The organism is Ruegeria sp. BC3, assembly GCF_056539265.1.
Map to the genome: position 1 here is coordinate 407361 of NZ_JBQFUP010000001.1, position 17945 is coordinate 425305.

Annotated in this window: 19 protein-coding genes and 1 other RNA gene; 16 read left to right on the forward strand and 4 right to left on the reverse strand. The window is 58.1% G+C overall.

All coding sequences use genetic code 11. The annotated features are described in order from the left end of the window. Nucleotides 1–92: 92 nt before the first annotated feature. The 4 genes from ACR0MV_RS01965 to ACR0MV_RS01980 form a co-directional block, all read right to left on the reverse strand. Nucleotides 93–524: an ester cyclase gene (locus ACR0MV_RS01965; RefSeq protein WP_170425049.1), complete on the reverse strand. Its 432-nt coding sequence runs from the start codon at nt 522–524 to the stop codon at nt 93–95. 100 nt (nt 525–624) lie between these two features. Then, nucleotides 625–997: a transfer-messenger RNA gene (gene ssrA / locus ACR0MV_RS01970) on the reverse strand. 36 nt (nt 998–1033) lie between these two features. Further along, nucleotides 1034–1396 carry a DUF4345 family protein gene (locus tag ACR0MV_RS01975; protein ID WP_480700820.1) on the reverse strand — a complete coding sequence of 121 codons (363 nt, stop codon included), beginning with the start codon at nt 1394–1396 and terminating at the stop codon, nt 1034–1036. Between the two features lie 10 nt (nt 1397–1406). Further along, nucleotides 1407–2138: a FadR/GntR family transcriptional regulator gene (locus tag ACR0MV_RS01980; protein WP_170463789.1), complete on the reverse strand. Its 732-nt coding sequence runs from the start codon at nt 2136–2138 to the stop codon at nt 1407–1409. Between the two features lie 86 nt (nt 2139–2224). Between ACR0MV_RS01980 and ACR0MV_RS01985 the strand changes: the two genes are divergently transcribed. The 16 genes from ACR0MV_RS01985 to ACR0MV_RS02060 all read left to right on the forward strand — a co-directional run bounded on the left by ACR0MV_RS01985 (nt 2225) and on the right by ACR0MV_RS02060 (nt 17888). Further along, nucleotides 2225–3016 carry a DUF2182 domain-containing protein gene (locus ACR0MV_RS01985; RefSeq protein WP_480700821.1) on the forward strand — a complete coding sequence of 264 codons (792 nt, stop codon included), beginning with the start codon at nt 2225–2227 and terminating at the stop codon, nt 3014–3016. A gap of 4 nt (nt 3017–3020) precedes the next feature. Further along, the gene (locus ACR0MV_RS01990) at nt 3021–3725 is read left to right on the forward strand and encodes a DUF1326 domain-containing protein (protein ID WP_475203304.1); all 705 of its coding nucleotides are present in this window, start codon (nt 3021–3023) and stop codon (nt 3723–3725) included. A 53-nt stretch (nt 3726–3778) separates the two neighbouring features. Then, nucleotides 3779–4882: a dimethylsulfoniopropionate demethylase gene (locus tag ACR0MV_RS01995; RefSeq protein ID WP_480700822.1), complete on the forward strand. Its 1104-nt coding sequence runs from the start codon at nt 3779–3781 to the stop codon at nt 4880–4882. 59 nt (nt 4883–4941) lie between these two features. Then, entirely contained in the window at nt 4942–5937 is a 996-nt protein-coding gene (gene acuI / locus ACR0MV_RS02000) for an acryloyl-CoA reductase (protein WP_480700823.1), read from the forward strand. A gap of 185 nt (nt 5938–6122) precedes the next feature. Further along, a complete protein-coding gene (frr, locus tag ACR0MV_RS02005; protein ID WP_170425031.1) occupies nt 6123–6686 on the forward strand; it encodes a ribosome recycling factor in 564 nt (187 codons plus the stop codon). 9 nt (nt 6687–6695) lie between these two features. Continuing rightward, nucleotides 6696–7421 carry a polyprenyl diphosphate synthase gene (gene uppS / locus ACR0MV_RS02010; RefSeq protein WP_170425028.1) on the forward strand — a complete coding sequence of 242 codons (726 nt, stop codon included), beginning with the start codon at nt 6696–6698 and terminating at the stop codon, nt 7419–7421. Further along, the gene (locus ACR0MV_RS02015; protein ID WP_170425025.1) at nt 7418–8200 is read left to right on the forward strand and encodes a phosphatidate cytidylyltransferase; all 783 of its coding nucleotides are present in this window, start codon (nt 7418–7420) and stop codon (nt 8198–8200) included. Before uppS ends, ACR0MV_RS02015 begins: the two co-directional genes overlap by 4 nt. Continuing rightward, entirely contained in the window at nt 8200–9372 is a 1173-nt protein-coding gene (dxr, locus tag ACR0MV_RS02020; protein ID WP_170425022.1) for a 1-deoxy-D-xylulose-5-phosphate reductoisomerase, read from the forward strand. The genes ACR0MV_RS02015 and dxr overlap by 1 nt, the downstream gene beginning before the upstream one ends. 4 nt (nt 9373–9376) lie before the next feature. Next, nucleotides 9377–10729, forward strand: a complete 1353-nt coding sequence (gene rseP / locus ACR0MV_RS02025) for an RIP metalloprotease RseP (protein ID WP_170425019.1) — start codon at nt 9377–9379, stop codon at nt 10727–10729. A 346-nt stretch (nt 10730–11075) separates the two neighbouring features. Next, nucleotides 11076–13436: an outer membrane protein assembly factor BamA gene (gene bamA / locus ACR0MV_RS02030; protein ID WP_170425016.1), complete on the forward strand. Its 2361-nt coding sequence runs from the start codon at nt 11076–11078 to the stop codon at nt 13434–13436. Nucleotides 13437–13443: 7 nt separating this feature from the next. Further along, the gene (locus tag ACR0MV_RS02035) at nt 13444–14028 is read left to right on the forward strand and encodes an OmpH/Skp family outer membrane protein (RefSeq protein ID WP_170425013.1); all 585 of its coding nucleotides are present in this window, start codon (nt 13444–13446) and stop codon (nt 14026–14028) included. Nucleotides 14029–14100: 72 nt separating this feature from the next. Next, the gene (gene fabZ / locus ACR0MV_RS02040) at nt 14101–14574 is read left to right on the forward strand and encodes a 3-hydroxyacyl-ACP dehydratase FabZ (protein WP_170425011.1); all 474 of its coding nucleotides are present in this window, start codon (nt 14101–14103) and stop codon (nt 14572–14574) included. Next, nucleotides 14571–15356, forward strand: coding sequence for an acyl-ACP--UDP-N-acetylglucosamine O-acyltransferase (lpxA, locus tag ACR0MV_RS02045; protein ID WP_170425008.1), 786 nt, complete (start codon nt 14571–14573; stop codon nt 15354–15356). Before fabZ ends, lpxA begins: the two co-directional genes overlap by 4 nt. 3 nt (nt 15357–15359) lie before the next feature. Next, on the forward strand, nt 15360–16154 hold the full coding sequence (locus ACR0MV_RS02050; RefSeq protein ID WP_480700824.1) for an LpxI family protein: 795 nt from the start codon (nt 15360–15362) through the stop codon (nt 16152–16154). Beyond that, the gene (lpxB, locus tag ACR0MV_RS02055) at nt 16154–17320 is read left to right on the forward strand and encodes a lipid-A-disaccharide synthase (protein WP_480700825.1); all 1167 of its coding nucleotides are present in this window, start codon (nt 16154–16156) and stop codon (nt 17318–17320) included. Before ACR0MV_RS02050 ends, lpxB begins: the two co-directional genes overlap by 1 nt. Beyond that, nucleotides 17313–17888, forward strand: coding sequence for a hypothetical protein (locus ACR0MV_RS02060; protein ID WP_480700826.1), 576 nt, complete (start codon nt 17313–17315; stop codon nt 17886–17888). The genes lpxB and ACR0MV_RS02060 overlap by 8 nt, the downstream gene beginning before the upstream one ends. Nucleotides 17889–17945 lie beyond the last annotated feature (57 nt).

The window sequence follows — 17945 nt, forward strand, 5'->3', positions numbered from 1 at the left end:
ACTTGGGCTGACGCCTCACGGGGTGTTCGCAATCTTACCCCATGGCTCTAGCTACAGCGTAAGCGCCGGAGGGGTCAAGATTGCGAAGGCGTTCAGGCCCAATCCAACCGTTGACCCGTCATGCATACCGGAAGGGTATCCTGCGGAAACTGCCCAAGTTGCTCAAACAATGAGATGAAGTCGAACTGGTTATACGCCTCCACCATACGGCCGTCTTTGATCCGGCCAAAGACGCTGCCAGTGGCCTGTAGCGGAGCCCCATTATCGGCCCGTGTTGTACGCAGGTGAATAATGGCCGAAACCCAATCGCCATATTCAACAACCTTCGGCATCTCGACCTTGATGTCGCCCAGGATGTGACGGAAAGCCATGACCAGGTCGCGGAAATCGTCCGCACCAACCTGCATTTCAGGAATAAGGCCCTCGGCCGTGGTGTCCGGCGCGAAATACTGATCGATGGCGTCGGTATTCCCGTTTTCCCAAACCTCGGAATACCATTCTCTGAGTAGATCTGCGTGCGACATCCCAGCTCTCCTTATTCTGTTGAGGTCAGCATGAGACGAAAGAGTGAAAAAACTCTGAACATGTGCACGTTCAGGCAAAAAACTCAGACTTTAAGTGGGAAATGCAGGTTTCTGTTGCCAGGTACCTGCGAACCCCGCCTTACGCGGCTAGGCGCAAGGGCTTAAGTTTCGGTCTTGCTACTGCTTACGCAGCAACTGCAACCGGAGCACGATTGTCGTTTGCAATTGTACTAGTTTCGCCGATAACGGTGGCAGACAGCCGAGACAAAGCTAACCCCTTTAGACGTTCGTCGATCCTATTTCGGCCCCCCGATCCTGAAAGAGTTCCTCAAACGAAGGATACCTCCAGAAGGTATATGGTGGAGCCGCCGGGTACCGCCCCCGGGTCCGATCCGCTTATTACGAGCGCGTTTATGTCCATAGTCCCGAAGGACATACTCTATATAGGTGAGCTGCCGACCGGATGCAAACCGGGAATTCGCACCGTGATGCCGATTTATAACAAAGACTTAAGCCGCCCTGTTGATGTTCGCCAAAATTAACCAAAGTGCCAGGACCAGTTCGATTCCACCAAAAGTCGCTGCTTTGACCAGGGGTGGGTTGTCCAGAGCAACGGACACGAACCGACCCAAGGCCGCGCCTGCATAGACGACGCCCAGCATCGCGTAAGCCATTGGGTTGTTCAGCCACAGAACGGCAACTCCGGTAACCACGAACAGCCCCCCAACCGAGGCTCGCATTTCACTTAACCCCATGTTGCTGTCAGTCGTCGTCAGATCCAATGCCCCCAAGGTGAAGCTGGGCGCCAGAAAGCCGAACAGGCCAAACCCGATGGTCATCAGAGCGGCAATCACATTTAGTGCGGTGGTCATCCTGATCTCCTTACGCGGGTTTGCGGCGCTGTTGTGCGACATCCCGCGCCAATTGTCGCGTGTAATTCTCGAGCTCGACCAATGTCGCATCAACTTTGGCCCCATCCCGAATTTCCAGCGCATCGGCAATTTGGCTGTGAAGGGCAATGATCGCCTCGCGTGAACGCGCGGTGAAGGTGATCATGTTCATCAGGGGCTGCATGGCCTCGACCGCACCGGCCAGTTGATAGGACAGCACAGGGTTGTCGGCGCCATCCACAAGCGCCCGGTGAAAGGCCACATCTGATGCGCAGAACGCTTCGTCCGTCAGACCTGGCTGGCTTTGCCGATGAATCTCGGCCCGCATGGTGGCCAGCTGATCGGCGGTTCGACGTTGGGCAGACAGTGCAGCGCAAGCGCGTTCCAGCGCAAAGCGCGCCTCGCACGCAGTGTCGAAACTGACGGCGTTCATCGACAGCAACAAGGTCGAGGTCGTGATCTGCTGCGAATACGCGTTCTCAAAACTCAGACGGTTCACAAAAGCCCCGCCGCTTGCGCCGCGTTGAGTGCGGATCAGAGACTGCGCTGCCAACCGTTTCAGAGCTTCGCGCACAGTGGGGCGCGACACTTGGAACTGTTCGGACAGTTCCGCTTCTGACGGAAGGCGCTCGTCCACGATCAATTGCCCCGAAATAATGGCGTCGCGGATGGCCTGCGCAATCTGCGCCGACAGATCGGCAGGTTTTTTGGGGTCGATTTTCATATTCCGGGGACCATTGGTGAGATTTTATTTGTCTGACATTTAAAAGTCTGACATTTCAAAAGCAAGAACTGAGTCGGGAGGAGAGCGTGAGTCGCGCAGTTCTGAGGAATAGCCTTTGGCTGGGATTTTACGCCGTGATCCTGTGGGCGTGGTGGGTCATGTTCACCATGAGCCGCGATATGGATCTGGATTTGATCGGTCGGCCGGGCCCCATGGGGCAGGCGATGGCGGCGATGGATCCGCGCATGGACATGTATATGCCCATGGCCGAGTTTGGACCCCTGTTCTGGATGTGGGCGATTATGATGGCGGCAATGATGCTGCCAACGCTTGTCCCAACGCTCCGCAGCTATGAGGACCTGATCCGCAGCGCAAACGGCTCGCGCGCCGGATGGTTGGGCGTGTTGAGCGGGTATCTGGTGGTCTGGGTCGGTTTCGCCGCCCTGATAACCGGAGTGCAATTGGCGCTGTTGTTCGGAGGCGTGGTGGACATGCTGGGCATCTCCAAATCCTCGTGGTTTGCCGGAGGGCTGATGATCGCCGTCGGCGCGTTTCAGTTCACCCGCGCGAAAGAGGTCTGCCACGGCGTCTGTCACGCGCCTATGACGTATTTCCTGGGCCATTGGCAGACAGGTTTCGTCGGGGGGCTGCGAATGGGCCTTGGGCTGGGCGCGTTCTGCGTCGGCTGCTGCTGGGGCTTCATGGCGCTTGGCTTTGTCGGCGGTGTCATGAGCCTGTTGTGGATGGGCCTCGCGACATTCTTCATGGTGCTCGAGAAGTTGCCGCAAGTTGGTTATGTGATCACGCGGCCTTTGGGCTTCGCACTTATCGCAGGGGGACTTCTCCTGCTCATCTATCCCTTTGCTTACGGAGGATAAGCCTATGGCTAAGAACAGAAAACCCGAAGCCGACAGGCTGCCGATCAGCCAGCGCATTGACAGCCGGATGCCCAACCCCAAGCGCCGCGAGATGAGTCCGACAGAATGGTCCATCAAGGGTGAGTTGATCCTGAACTGTTCCTGCGACGTGTTCTGTCCCTGCGTTGTGTCGCTGGGCGCGCATCCTCCGACCGAGGGACATTGCCACGCCTGGATGGGTGTCATCATCGATGAAGGCCACTACGAAGGCGAAGACTTGTCTGGTCTGAACGTGGGACTGCTGGTCGATATTCCGGGCCGCATGGGCGAGGGCCAGTGGAAAGTCGCCGCATATGTGGACGAGCGTGCCAGCGGCAAGGCGTATAACGGTCTTTTGCAGATTTTCAGCGGTCAGGCAGGCGGAACCACAGGCCTGTTCACCATGCTGGTGAGCGAGATCATCGGGGCCGAACGGGCTCCGGTTCAGATCGAACGCGACGGCACCAAGCGTCGCATCATGATCGGTCGCAAAATCCAAGGCGAGATTGAGATGCTGGCCGGTAAAGATGCGGATCACCCAGTCATGGTCTCGAACTCCAAGTATTGGATGGGCCCGGACATCATCGTGGCGCGAGGGACCAAGTCCAAGGTGCGCGACTACGGCCGTGTCTGGGATTTCGGCGGTAAGTCTGCCGAGATTTGCCCCATCGACTGGCACGGTCCCAAGTAACGATCACCGGCGCCCTTGGGCGCGGTCTGAACTTTCTGCCTGAGGAGGCTTAAGTGGCTCAAATCGCACTATCTCGCCGCCTGCGCCGAACACCGTTCTCGGACGGGGTCGAGGCGGCTGGCGTCAAGGGATATACAGTCTACAACCGTATGTTATTGCCCACGGTTTTTGAATCTGCCGAGGCGGACTACCGGCACCTGAAAGAGCATGTTCAGGTGTGGGATGTGTCCTGTGAACGGCAGGTCGAATTACGCGGGCCGGATGCGGCACGGCTGATGCAGATGCTGACCCCGCGGGACCTGCGCGGCATGCTTCCGGGTCAGTGTTACTACGTGCCCATCGTAGATGAAACGGGCGGGATGCTGAACGACCCGGTCGCCGTGAAGCTTTCAGAAGATCGCTGGTGGATTTCCATCGCTGACAGCGACCTGTTGCTGTGGGTCAAAGGCATTGCCAACGGGTACCGGCTGGACGTGTTGGTGGACGAACCCGATGTTTCTCCGCTGGGGGTGCAGGGGCCGAAGTCGGATGAGTTGATGGCCCGTGTCTTTGGCGACAGGGTGCGCGATATCCGTTTCTTCAAGTTCGATAAGTTCGAATTCGAAGGCCGAGAGCTCGCGATCGCGCGCTCAGGCTACTCCAAACAGGGCGGGTTCGAGATTTATGTCGAAGGGTCGGACATCGGAATGCCCTTGTGGAACGCCTTGTTTGCGGCGGGCGAAGACCTGCAAGTCCGGGCGGGTTGCCCCAACCTGATTGAGCGGATTGAGGGGGGGTTGCTGTCCTACGGCAACGATATGACTGACGACAACACGCCTCATGAATGCGGTTTGGGCAAGTTCTGCAATACGCACACGGCGATTGGGTGCATCGGCAGGGACGCTTTGCTGCGGGTCGCGAAAGAAGGGCCGGTGCAGCAAATCCGACCGATCTCGATCGACGGCGAACCCGTTCTGCCCTGTGATCGGCCGTGGCCGATCGTGGCGGGTGGCAAACGGGTCGGGCAGGTGACGTCGACCACGTGGTCGCCGGATTTCTCGACCAACGTAGCTATCGGAATGGTCAAGTTGAGCCATTGGGAACCCGGCACCCGGATCGAAGTTGAAACACCGGACGGTTTGCGCGGCGCGACCGTGCGGGACAAGTTCTGGATTTGAACGGCAATACGCGCATCAGCATCAGCTGGTGAGGGTTTGAAAAAGAAGGGAAAGTTTAAATGTTCAATGCATTGGTGATGGATAAGGACGAAGACAGCGGTCTGGCAAGCGCCTCGGTCAAACAGCTTTCCGAAAGCGATCTGCCCCATGGCGAGGTGACGATTGCCGTTGAGTATTCGACCGTAAACTACAAAGACGGGTTGTGTATGTCACCCAAAGGCGGCGGTCTGGTGCGCAGCTATCCGCATGTGCCCGGCGTCGACTACAGCGGTACGGTCGAGGCCTCCTCGGACGATCGTTACGAGCCCGGCGACAAGGTTGTTCTGACCGGCTGGCGTGTGGGTGAAGCCCATTGGGGCGGCTATTCACAAAAAGCCAACGCACTGGCCGACTGGCTGGTGCCGCTGCCCGAAGGTCTGGACACGCGGCAGGCGATGGCCGTGGGGACCGCCGGTTTCACCGCAATGCTGGCCGTAATGGCGCTGGAGGATCATGGCCTTGAACCGGGACACGGGCCTGTTCTGGTGACCGGTGCCGCCGGTGGCGTTGGATCAGTCGCAACCGCCATTCTGGCCAATCTGGGCTATGAAGTGGCCGCTGTGACCGGCCGACCAGAGGCAGGCGATTATTTGAAGTCCCTCGGCGCAACCACAATTGTACCGCGCGAAGACATCAATGAAACCGTGAAACGTCCACTGGAAAGCGAGACCTGGGCAGGGTGCATTGATGCCGTCGGCGGCGAAATCCTGGCGCGTGTTCTGGGCCAGATGAAATACGGGGCCTCGGTCGCGGCTGTTGGTCTGGCTGGCGGGGCAGGGTTGCCTGCCAGCGTCATTCCGTTCCTACTGCGGGGCGTGAACCTGCTTGGCATCGACAGCGTCATGCAGCCCTACGCCAACCGCGTACGCGCCTGGCAGCGCGTTGCAACGGACCTACCGATGGACAAGCTTGAGGCGATGGTCCATCCCGCAACTCTGGGCGATCTGCCACAATTGGGTGCAGATATCCTTAAGGGTCAGGTCAAAGGTCGCGTGGTTGTCGACGTAAACGCTTGATTCCCGCACAAATGATTGGACCGGACGAGGTGCGCCCCGATCGGTCCTCTTGCCTTTGAAAGAACCCGAAATTGTCAGAAACACCTCTGGCCATTGGCGCAATTCCCGAGCATCATTGCTATACATCCCAATTGCTATGGACTATGAGCCATGCAAACAGCACCTGAAGACGGGGAGTGAGCAGCATGTCTGACGATTTCGAACTGGATACCGATGATCTCAAGCGCCGCATGGAAGGCGCCATGTCCAACCTCAAAACCGAATTTGCATCTCTGCGTACCGGGCGTGCTTCGGCTTCGATGCTAGAACCGGTGATGGTGGATGCGTACGGATCGATGACGCCCATCAACCAGGTTGGCACCGTAAACGTTCCTGAGCCCCGCATGGTCACTGTCAATGTTTGGGACAAGGGTCTGGTTGGCAAGGTCGAAAAAGCCATCCGTGAAAGCGGACTGGGCATCAACCCTCAGCTGAACGGCACCATCATTATGCTGCCGATCCCCGAACTGAACGAAGAACGCCGCCGCGAGCTTGGCAAAGTCGCCGGACAATATGCCGAGCATGCCCGCGTTTCGATCCGTAACGTCCGCCGCGATGGCATGGACCAGATCAAGAAAGCCAAGGCCGATGGCATGTCGGAAGATGATCAGAAGTTCTGGGAAAGCGAAGTTCAGGACCTGACCGACGCCATGATCAAAACCGTTGATGCCGCGCTTGAGACCAAGCAGGCAGAAATCATGCAGGTCTGAGCCCCGGATATGCCCGATACCGCTCAAACGCCTACCGGTCCGCGCCACGTTGCCATCATCATGGATGGTAATGGACGCTGGGCACAGGCACGCAAACGGCCTCGGCTGTTTGGGCATCAGGCAGGTGCAAGGCGCGTGCGCGAAGTCGTCGAGGCTTGCCCCGGTCTGGGCATCAAGTATCTGACGGTTTTCGCGTTCTCAACTGAGAATTGGAAACGGACACAGGTCGAAGTGGCCGGGCTTATGAGCCTGTTTCGCCGCTATATCGTCAAGGAGACGCGCAACCTGACCCAAGCCGGTGTGCGCGTCCGCTTTATCGGCGACCGCGTGCGACTGGATTCCAAGCTGACCGATCTGATGGACACGTTGGAAGCCGCCACGCAGCACAATGACCTGGTGCACCTGACCATCGCGCTGAACTACGGCGGACGGGATGAGGTGGCGCGGGCAACCAAACGTCTGGCGTGCGACGTGGCCGAGGGTCGATTGCACCCCGAAGATGTTGATGAAGAAACGTTACCCAAGTACCTGGATACGCGCGTTCTTCCCGATCCTGACCTCGTCATTCGTACCAGTGGTGAAGCGAGGATTTCGAACTTCCTGCTGTGGCAGTCGGCCTATTCGGAATATGAATTCATCGACACACTCTGGCCCGACTTCACCTCGGCCGAGTTGGAGCGACTGTGCCGCAGCTTTGGTCGCCGTGACAGACGATTTGGAGCTGTTCCAGCATGAGCGAAGGCCGATGGTCTGACTTGACCGCACGCGTCCTGTCTGCGGTGGTGCTTGTCTGCATCGGCGCGGTCGAGGTCTGGCTGGGCGGCCTGTGGTTCGAATCCTTCATCGCAATTGCCTGCGGACTGATGACGTGGGAGCTGGTTCGGATGATCGACCCGAGCCGAAACGGCGTCGCAATCCAGCTTGGGATACTGACAGGTGTGGCCGTTGTCCTGAGTTACCACCTTCCGCCGCTTTATACGTTGCCAATCCTGTTAGCCCCGGCGCTGGTTGGGGCTGGGCAGGTGGGCCGGTCAAAAGGGACCTATGTTTTGTTTGCCATCTGGATCGCAGCGTCCGGTCTGGGTTTCATCTCGATCCGTGAAAACATGGGGTTCGGCTGGATGGTCTGGCTGATTTCGGTGGTCGTGGCGACGGATGTCGCGGGCTATTTTGTGGGCAAAACCTTTGGTGGCCCTAAGTTCTGGCCCAAGGTCAGCCCTAAGAAAACATGGTCTGGCACCGCGGGCGGTTGGGCCGCTGCAGCTGTGGTCGGAACGATCTTTGCCATAAACGCGGGATTTGGCGTCATGTTTGTCGTGATCTCGGTGCTTGCATCTATGGCCAGCCAGGCCGGAGACATCGTCGAAAGCGCGACCAAGCGTAAGTTCGGTGTCAAAGACAGCTCGAACCTAATTCCGGGCCACGGCGGATTTCTGGATCGGTTCGACGGTATGATGGGGGCGGCCCTGTTCGTTTTGATCGCGGGAATCCTCTATTCCCCCGGAGCCATGTGATGCGCAAAATCTCAATTCTGGGCGCGACCGGATCCATCGGGCAAAACACCATTGACCTGATTGATCGGGATCCGTCGGCCTATGACGTGGTCGCGCTGACCGGCGGGGCCAATGTCACAAAACTGGCCGAGGATGCCCGTCGTCTGAATGCAGATGTCGCGGTTACGGCTTATGAAGAGCGGTTACCCGACCTCCGCGCTGCCTTGGCGGGATCCAACGTGGAAGCGACGGCAGGTCAAAAAGCACTGACTGAGGCGGCAGCCCGGCCCGCCGATTGGGTCATGTCCGCCATTGTAGGCGCTGCGGGGCTGGAACCCGGCCTTGAGGTCCTCAAACAAGGCGCGACGTTGGCCCTGGCCAACAAGGAAACGCTCGTCTGTGCCGGGGCGCTGGTTCTGGAAACGGCCAAAGCTAATAATGCCCGGCTTTTGCCGGTGGACAGCGAACATTCAGCCGTGTTTCAGGCCCTTGTGGGCGAAAACATGGATGCGGTTGAGCGTATCATCATCACGGCAAGCGGCGGCGCGTTTCGCGACTGGCCGCTGAGCGATTTGGCCAAGGCAACGGTTGAACAGGCCTCGAGCCATCCCAATTGGAACATGGGGCAACGGATAACGATCGACAGCGCCTCGATGTTCAACAAAGCGCTTGAGTTGATTGAAACCAAAGAGTTCTTCGGCGTTTCCCCCAAGCAAATCGAGGTGCTGGTGCATCCTGAATCCATCGTTCACGCGCTGGTTGGTTTCAATGACGGCGCCGTAATGGCCCATATGGGCGCGCCGGATATGCGACACGCTATCGGATACGCTTTGAATTGGCCGGATCGCCGCGAGTTGCCTGTCGCACGGCTGGATCTGGCGAAACTGGGCCAGTTACGGTTCAACGAACCGGACGAAGCACGCTATCCCGCGCTTCGCCTGGCGCGAAATGTGATGGAACGTGGCGGACTGTCTGGTGCGGTGTTCAATGCAGCCAAGGAACGGGCGCTGGATCGGTTCATCGCGCGTGAGATCGGTTTCTTGCAGATGGCCGAGATTGTCGAGGCCGTTCTGGACCGGTTTGAGGCATCGAACGGCCTTATTGATGCCCCTTTGACTCTTGATAACGTGGTGCGAACGGACCATTTGGCACGTACGTGGGTTGATGACTTTGTCATCCAACGAGCAGGATAGAATTTTGGACGTACTCTCTCTGATCCCTCAGTTTGGCAATTTGTTGTTTACGATTATTGCCTTCGTCATCGCGCTCTCTGTGATTGTGGCGGTGCATGAATACGGCCATTACATCGTTGGACGTTGGTCTGGCATCCATGCCGAGGTGTTCTCGATCGGGTTCGGTCCCGTACTTTGGAGCCGCATCGACAAACGCGGCACTCGCTGGCAGATCGCGGCGTTACCCTTTGGCGGATATGTAAAATTCCTTGGTGATGCCAATGCAGCTTCGGGTAAGGACGAAGCTGCGATGACTGAGATTGTCGAACAAAGCCCCGAAGACCTGCGTCGCACTATGCATGGCGCACCCCTTTGGGCCCGCTCAGCCACTGTCGCAGCCGGCCCGGTCTTCAACTTTGCGATGTCGATCCTTGTGTTCGGGATGATTTTCCTAACGCAGGGCGAAATCAAAGAACCTTTGACCGTTGGCACGTTGCATCCTTTGCCTGGAACTGTTCAGGAATTGCAGGATGGGGATGAGATCATCGCCATTGCAGGCTTCCCGACGCCTGAGTCCGAGGTAGATGGGGCGTGGGACGACTTTATCGACGCGCTACCGGTTGAGCCGGTTCTGGACTATACGGTTATCCGCGATGGACAGACGCTGGACGTCTCCGCTCCTTGGCTGTTTCCGCCGTTAATCCAGAGCGTCGCGCCGCGTAGCGCGGCGATGGATATCGATCTGAAAAAGGGCGATGTCATCACCTCGGTCAACGGCGACCCGATCTTTGCCTTCGATCAATTGAAAGAGCACGTCGAAGGATCCGACGGTAAGGTGTTGTTGCTAAACGTCTGGCGGGACGGGGCGGATCTGGAGTTCGCGCTTGCCCCAAGACGCACGGATGAACCGCAACCCGAGGGTGGGTTTGTCACCCATTGGCGCATCGGTATCGTCGGCGGCATGATGATTGAACCTGCAAAGGAAGCTGCCGGTGTATGGGATTCGCTGGCTGGTGGTGCGCGCCAGACCGTGCGGATCGCCGAAGGGTCGTTGTCCGGTATTTGGCACATGATCACCGGTGCAATCAGCACGTGTAACATGTCAGGCCCAATTGGAATCGCCGAGACCTCGGGCGCTATGGCCAGCCAGGGCGCGCAGAGCTTCATTTTCTTTATCGCGGTCTTGTCGACGGCTGTTGGTTTGCTGAACCTGTTCCCAATTCCTGCGTTGGATGGGGGGCACCTTGTTTTCTACGCCTACGAAGCGGTCACGGGAAAACCACCCAGCGATGGTGCCTTGAAGGTGCTGATGGGGGTCGGCATTTCACTGATCCTCGGTCTGATGATTTTTTCGGTGTCAAACGATCTGCTTTGCTGATTGTGGCCGACACCTCATACAAAAGCCGCATTTTCGCCCTAATCCGCACCTATGCTCTGACACGGAAATTTTCTGTGTCAGAGGCTCACAATGGCGAATGCACTGCGGAAATCGTACAAAAGCATTAGCGTCCTGTTCATGTTGAACTGGGACAACTTTCTGTTTTTCGGCGCCACCGCATTGGCGATGGCTGGATGCGCCTACGTGATCAGTTTGTGATTCTCACTTTGATCTGAACTCAGACAAACAGCGGCCCACCGGGCCGCTTTGTTTTTTCGTCTTTTGACAAGGAAACTTAATCTCGCTACTCAACAATAAAGTCCTAAAATTCTGGGTAGAGAAAAAAATGACTAATAGGCGAGGCGCAGGCACATCCTGCGGGGGGCAGAAGCCAACAAACAAGATTTTGTGGCAGACGCTACTAGTTTTTTCCTTTGTTTTTATAGCAGGCTTTACCTTCCGACCCGAGGTCGCACAGGCGCAAAGCTACACCATCAATTCGTTCGATGTTGAGGGTAACAGACGGATCGAAACGTCCACGATTATCGCCCGAACAGGTATCCAACCGGGGCAGACCGTCACTGCCGGACAATTGAATGACGCCTTTCAGCGTTTGCTTGACAGTGGTGTTTTTGAAACAGTCGAACTGACGCCACGCGGCAATACTCTGGTGATCGAAGTAGCCGAGTACCCGACGATCAATGCGATCAGCATCGAGGGGAACCGCCGGGTCAAGGACGACGTTCTGCTGGAAGCTATCAACTCGCAGCCCCGCCGGGTCTTTACGCCCCAGTCCGCCGAGGCAGATGCCGATCAGATCGCTGCGATCTATTCCGCGCAGGGCCGCGTCTCGGCCACGGTTATTCCCCGTATCATCCGCCGCAGCGACAACCGGGTCGATCTTGTCTTTGAGATTTCCGAGGGCACAACGATCGAGGTTGAACGCGTCAGCTTTGTTGGCAACCGAGCGTTCTCGGATCGCCGCCTGCGTCGCGTTCTGGAAACCAAGCAAGCGAACTTCCTGCGGACCTTCCTGCGGGGCGATACGTTCATCGCTGACCGGATCGAGTTCGACAAGCAGGTGATCCGCGACTTCTATCTGTCGCGTGGTTACGTGGACTTCCGGGTCAACAGCGCAAACGTTGAGTTCACGCGCGAGCGTGACGCGTTCTTCCTTGTGATGAATATCACCGAAGGTCAGAAATTCTCGTTCGGCCAAATCAGCACCGTCAGCGAAATCCCGGGCGTGGACCCGGCAGCTTACCAAGCGGCGTTGAAAATCAGACCGGGCGTCACCTATTCGCCGTCGCTGATCGAAAACTCGATTGCGCGCCAGGAACGGTTGGGTCTGAAGCAGGGTGTGGACTTCCTGCGAGTTGAACCGCGCGTGACACGCAACCCGCGTGATCTGACACTGGATGTTCAGTTTGTTCTGACCCGTGGCCCGCGTATCTTTGTTGAGCGTATCGACATCGAGGGCAACACAACAACGCTGGACCGTGTGATCCGCCGTCAGTTCGATACTGTCGAAGGGGACCCGTTCAATCCGCGTGAAATTCGTCAAAGCGCCGAACGTATCCGCGCGCTGGGGTTCTTCGCCGTGGCGGATGTCGAACCGCGTGAGGGTTCTTCGCCGAGCCAGGTGATCGTGGATGTGGATGTCGAGGAACAACCCACCGGCTCGTTGAGCCTTGGTGGTAGCTACTCGGTCTCGGACGGCTTCGGGATCGCCATCGGCCTGAACGAGTCGAACTTCCTGGGCCGCGGCCAAAACCTGGGCGTGACCCTGTCGACCGCGCAGGATTCCGAACAATACATCCTGAACTTCACCGAACCTTATCTGTTGGGTCGCAGGTTGCAGTTTGACCTGGGTCTGGGTTTGGCTTCGACCAACTCGAGCTTTGCCAGCTACGATACAAAGCGGGTCTTCTTTAATCCGCAGCTGAGCTATGCGATTGGCGAACTGTCGTCGTTGCGTCTGCGATATGGCTGGGACCGCAGCGAGATGACGCAGCAGGACAACGAAACAAACGGTGCTGTCATCTCGTCGGAAATCGACCAGGGCAAGCGCACGTCCAGCACTTTGGGTGTCTCTTACGTCTATGACAGCCGTCTCGGCGGTCTGAACCCAAATGCGGGTGTCCTGTTCGAGGTCGGCGTTGATGCAGCCGGTCTTGGTGGCGACAACGAGTTCTACAAGTCGACCGCCCGCGGTATCGCCCAGACACGCGTTCTGAGCGAAGAGGTCGTGTTGCGGGCCACTCTGGAACTGGGTGCACTGCATTGGCGCGGCGATGACTTCAGCCGGACGATCGACCGCTTCTTGCTTGGCCCACAGACGTTCCGTGGCTTTGAACCTGCCGGTCTGGGTCCGCGCGACCTGTCCAACGGTCAGGACGATGCGATCGGCGGCAACTACTACTGGGTTGCGCGTTTCGAATCCGACTTCCCGCTGGGTCTGCCCGAGGAACTGGGCCTGCGCGGCGGCGTGTTCTACGATGTTGGTAACCTTTACAACATCGATAACGTGAATACCGCTGGTGCCAACATCGTTGGGGCAGGGGGATCAATTCGCCACGTCATCGGATTGTCGGTTCTGTGGGAAACACCCTTCGGTCCGCTGCGCTTCAACTTCTCGAAAGCTTTGAAGAAAGAGGACTTCGACAAGGAACAAAGCTTTGACCTGACTGTTCAGGCAAGGTTCTGATCCCCGGATGTCAAATTCAATCTACTCGATTGTGCAGGGCCCTTTGCGGGCCCTGTGCATTTTGTTGGCTTTGATCGGCGCATCGGTTGTGCATGCCCAGCAATTGGGCGTACCGCAGGCCGAAGTTCTGACCTTATCCAGCGACCGCCTGTTCACCGAGTCGCAGTTTGGCCAACGCGTTTTGCGTCAGGTTGAATCCGAAGGCGCCTTGCTGGCGGAAGAAAACGAACGCATCGTTGCCGAACTCAGCAGGGAAGAAAAAGACCTGACCGAAAAGCGCGCCGAACTGGAGCCGGAAGAGTTCCGCCCATTGGCCGAGGCGTTTGACAATAAGGTTCAGTCTCATCGCGAGGGCCAGCGCGCCAAACTGGATGCCTTGGCCCGCCAGAGCGAAGAGGCGCGACAGACCTTTTTCGAACTCGCACAACCTATTCTGATAGAGCTTTTGCGCGAGTCCGGGGCATCGATCGTGATCGAACGATCCAACGTGTTCCTCAGCTCGGATCGAACTGACGTGACTGACGCAGCGATTGCGCGGATCAATGAACTGATTGGCGACGGTAGCCAACTTGAGAGCCAGGACCGCGAATAGGTTCGCTTGCCCTTGGGGCGCTGTGTTGCTAACCACGCGACAAAGAGAAATCCATAACGGGACGACTGCACAATGACCACGGAAACCAAAAGCGCAGACATTCAGCTGATCCAGCGGATCTTGCCGCACCGCTATCCGTTTCTGCTGGTGGACAAGGTGGTCGACATCTCGGGCTACCAGTCGGCGGTTGGTATCAAGAACGTCACCATGAACGAACCGCATTTTCAGGGCCACTTCCCGGGCACGCCGATCATGCCCGGTGTCACCATTGTCGAGGCGATGGCACAGACCGCGGGCGTGATGCTGGGTGTCGGGATGGATGTGATCGACAGCGAGTTGCTGATCTATTTCATGAACATCGACAAATGCAAATTCCGCCGCAAAGTGATCCCCGGTGACGTGCTTGAAATGCATGTTGAAACCGTGCGCGGTAAGAAGGGCGGAAAAATCTTCAAATTCGCAGGCCGCGCGACGGTCGAGGGAGAAGTCGCAGCCGAAGCCGAATTCTCGGCCTATGTTGATTGGGACATGGAAAAGACGACATGAGCGGCATCCACCCAAGCGCAATCATTGAAGACGGTGCGCAGATCGGCGAGGGCTGTGTGATCGGCCCGTTCTGCTTTGTTGGCAGCCAGGTCAAACTGGGCGACCGGGTCGAGCTGAAATCGCATGTTGTTGTGACTGGCGATACTTCGGTCGGCGAAGACACGGTCATCTTCAACTTCTCGGTCATTGGCGAGATACCGCAGGACTTGAAGTTCGGCGGTGAGAACACGAGCCTCGAGATCGGCAAGCGAAACCGGATCCGTGAACATGTCACGATCAACACCGGAACCGATGGTGGTGGCGGTGTGACCCGGATTGGCGACGATTGCCTGTTTATGGCAGGCGTGCATGTGGCTCATGACGTTCAGATCGGCAATCGTGTGATCATGGTGAACCATGCGGGTGCCGCAGGTCATTGTATTATCGAAGATGATGTGATCGTCGGTGGAATTTCTGGCCTACACCAATGGGTGCGCGTCGGCCGTGGCGCGATCATCGGCGCACTTACTATGGTTCCGAATGATGTCATTCCATACGGTCTGGTCCAGGCCCCAAGGGGTGAGTTGGACGGCCTGAACCTTGTTGGTCTAAAGCGCCGTGGCGTGTCGCGCGAAGACATTGCTGCCTTGCGCGCAGCTTTCCGCGAACTGTCCAAGGGCGACGGGACGTTCATGGAACGGGCGCATCGTGTTGGGATCGACAACGAAAGCGAATACGTTCAACGGATCGTTGATTTCGTGACTGGCCACTCGGACCGGTCTTTCCTGACGCCGGGGAAATAACTCATGCTGGCGCTGATTGCGGGAACGGGCGTTTTGCCGGGCGAGGTCGTCGCACAATTGGGCGAACGCCCGGTCATCTGCGCGATGGAAGGGTTTCGGCCCGATACTCTGACCCCGGACATCGAGTTTCCTTTGGAACAGGTCGGTAGCTTTATCGCCGAGATCAAAGCGCGCGGCGTGACACAGATTTGCATGGCCGGTGCCGTTGGACGCCCACCGATTGACCCGGCGCGGATCGATGCGGCGACGATGCCTCTGGTACCAATTCTGCAGCAGGCCATCATGTCGGGGGACGATGCCGCATTGCGTGCGGTGATTGGCATTTTTGAAGAGGCCGGGCTTGAGGTGAAGGCCGCGCATGAAATCGCGCCGAACCTGTTGCCTCAACTTGGATGCCTGACACAGGCGCAGCCGTCCGAGGCGGATCTGGCTGACGCCGACCGTGCCTCTGGCATTGTGCGCGCGATGGGTGCGGCGGATGTCGGGCAGGCCTGCGTGGTCCTGAAACGGCAGGCGCTGGCCATCGAGAACATTTTTGGCACCGCTTGGATGCTGCAGTCGCTGACGCAACGCCCCGATGCAGGCGGCGGCGTGCTGTTTAAAGCTCCCAAACCGGACCAGGACCGTCGTGCCGATCTGCCAGCCATTGGACCGGATACCGTCTCGGGCGCGGTTGCGGCCGGTCTTTCGGGGATCGTGATCGAAAAGGGCGGTGTTCTCGTTCTTGAGAAAGACCGAGTGATTGCCGAATGCGATCGGCTGGGTTTGTTCCTCTACGTGCGCGAGCGGACGAACTGATGCGGGTTTTCGTCGTTGCCGGTGAACCTTCGGGGGACCGGCTTGGCGGAGCACTGATGGAAGGGTTACGTACGCTGGTTCCCGAGGTGGAATTCCACGGCGTCGGCGGCCCCTTAATGGAAGCACAAGGCTTGGACAGCCTGTTTCCGATGTCCGAGCTTTCGGTGATGGGGCTGGTCGAGGTCCTACCCAAGTTTTTCCACCTCAAACGGCGGATTGCCGAGACCGCACAGGCGGTTCTGGAGACCAAACCGGATGTGTTGATCACCATCGACAGTCCGGATTTCTCGCTGCGCGTTGCAAAGCTGGTCAAAGCACAGAGCCGCATTCGGACCGTACATTATGTCGCCCCCAGCGTGTGGGCCTGGAGGCCAGGGCGCGCGGACAAGATGGCCAAGGTCATCGATCATGTTCTGGCCCTGCTACCGTTCGAGCCGCCCTATATGGAACGCGCGGGAATGGAATGCGACTTTGTCGGCCACCCCGTCGTGGGGGAACCGGTTGCCATCGATCATGACATTCAAGCCTTTCGCGAGGCGCACGGTTTGGGGCAAGCGCCGCTCGTGCTGGCTCTGCCTGGCTCGCGCCGGGGCGAGGTCGATCGGCTTGCCCCGGTGTTCGGTGAGGCACTGCGCTTGTTTCTGGAGAATCGCCCGGATACCCGCGTTGTGGTTCCGGCAGTTGCCCATATGGTCGATGCAGTGACCGAACATGTCCGCGACTGGCCCGGATCACCTGTTGTCGTTGATCCACGCAATTTACCCTCGGATCAGGCTCAGGCGCAAAAGCGCGCGGCGTTTGCTGCAGCCGACTTAGCGTTGGCCGCGTCAGGGACGGTCTCGCTTGAACTGGCCGCGCAGGCGACACCGATGGTGATTGCTTACAATCTGAACTGGCTGACCACGTTGATTGCCAAGAAAATGGTTAATCTGGACACCGTGACACTGGTCAATCTGGTCTCCGACACCCACGCGGTTCCGGAATGTCTGCTGGACGATTGCCAACCGGAGATGATCGCAGATGCCCTCCGACAGGTCGCCGCCGCGCCGGATGCGCAGCGGCAGGCGATGGATTTGACCATGGACCGTTTGGGCCGCGGCCAGGAAGCGCCGGGCCTGCGCGCGGCCAAGGCCGTTCTGGCCCGGATGACCAAAGCAGATGGCTGAGTACCTGCTGTTTGCGGCCTCGTCCTGGGTTGTGATGGTGTCGACCAATCTGGACAATCTGGCCGTACTGCTTGGCTTGATTCTGGTGATGGATCGGCGGCGTTCCCTGCTGGGGTTCGCCATGGCGCAGACGCTTGTTCTGGCCTTGGCACTGGCCGTCGCAACCGGTCTGAGCCAGAGCGGTCTGCCAGATTGGATCGGATATCTTGGGGTGATTCCGTTGGGTCTGGGGCTGCTGGGTATCTGGCGACAGGTTTCCGGCACCGGGCACGAGAGCCACATACCAAGAGGCGAGGTGGCGTCGGTTGTCACTCTGTTCCTGAGCCTTTCGGTCGATACATTTGCGGTGATGACGCCTTTGCTGGCGGATTCTGACGCCCAGTTCCGGCTGGCGGCCCTGATCGGTGCGGGGATTGCCTCGGCAAGTTTGGCAGGAATTGCCGCATGGGGGGCACCGCATGCGCAGAAACTTGGCCCCCGCGCCGCGCGGTTAGAGCGGGTTGCGCCCTACATCATGGTCTGCGTGGGGCTGTATATTCTATCCAACAGCCCGACCGATGTTCTTTGATCTTATTTCAAGTTGTCTGTGGACAAGCGACTGCTGATCCAAGCAGCCATAGATGGC

Coding starts and splice junctions, on each gene's coding strand:
- frr (WP_170425031.1), top strand. CDS start 6,123: ATGTCTGACGATTTCGAACTGGATACCGATGATCTCAAGCGCCGCATG.
- ACR0MV_RS02035 (WP_170425013.1), top strand. CDS start 13,444: ATGTCAAATTCAATCTACTCGATTGTGCAGGGCCCTTTGCGGGCCCTG.
- ACR0MV_RS01980 (WP_170463789.1), bottom strand. CDS start 2,138: ATGAAAATCGACCCCAAAAAACCTGCCGATCTGTCGGCGCAGATTGCG.
- fabZ (WP_170425011.1), top strand. CDS start 14,101: ATGACCACGGAAACCAAAAGCGCAGACATTCAGCTGATCCAGCGGATC.
- acuI (WP_480700823.1), top strand. CDS start 4,942: ATGTTCAATGCATTGGTGATGGATAAGGACGAAGACAGCGGTCTGGCA.
- ACR0MV_RS02060 (WP_480700826.1), top strand. CDS start 17,313: ATGGCTGAGTACCTGCTGTTTGCGGCCTCGTCCTGGGTTGTGATGGTG.
- lpxB (WP_480700825.1), top strand. CDS start 16,154: ATGCGGGTTTTCGTCGTTGCCGGTGAACCTTCGGGGGACCGGCTTGGC.
- ACR0MV_RS02050 (WP_480700824.1), top strand. CDS start 15,360: ATGCTGGCGCTGATTGCGGGAACGGGCGTTTTGCCGGGCGAGGTCGTC.
- dxr (WP_170425022.1), top strand. CDS start 8,200: ATGCGCAAAATCTCAATTCTGGGCGCGACCGGATCCATCGGGCAAAAC.
- ACR0MV_RS02015 (WP_170425025.1), top strand. CDS start 7,418: ATGAGCGAAGGCCGATGGTCTGACTTGACCGCACGCGTCCTGTCTGCG.
- lpxA (WP_170425008.1), top strand. CDS start 14,571: ATGAGCGGCATCCACCCAAGCGCAATCATTGAAGACGGTGCGCAGATC.
- uppS (WP_170425028.1), top strand. CDS start 6,696: ATGCCCGATACCGCTCAAACGCCTACCGGTCCGCGCCACGTTGCCATC.
- ACR0MV_RS01990 (WP_475203304.1), top strand. CDS start 3,021: ATGGCTAAGAACAGAAAACCCGAAGCCGACAGGCTGCCGATCAGCCAG.
- ACR0MV_RS01975 (WP_480700820.1), bottom strand. CDS start 1,396: ATGACCACCGCACTAAATGTGATTGCCGCTCTGATGACCATCGGGTTT.
- ACR0MV_RS01965 (WP_170425049.1), bottom strand. CDS start 524: ATGTCGCACGCAGATCTACTCAGAGAATGGTATTCCGAGGTTTGGGAA.
- bamA (WP_170425016.1), top strand. CDS start 11,076: ATGACTAATAGGCGAGGCGCAGGCACATCCTGCGGGGGGCAGAAGCCA.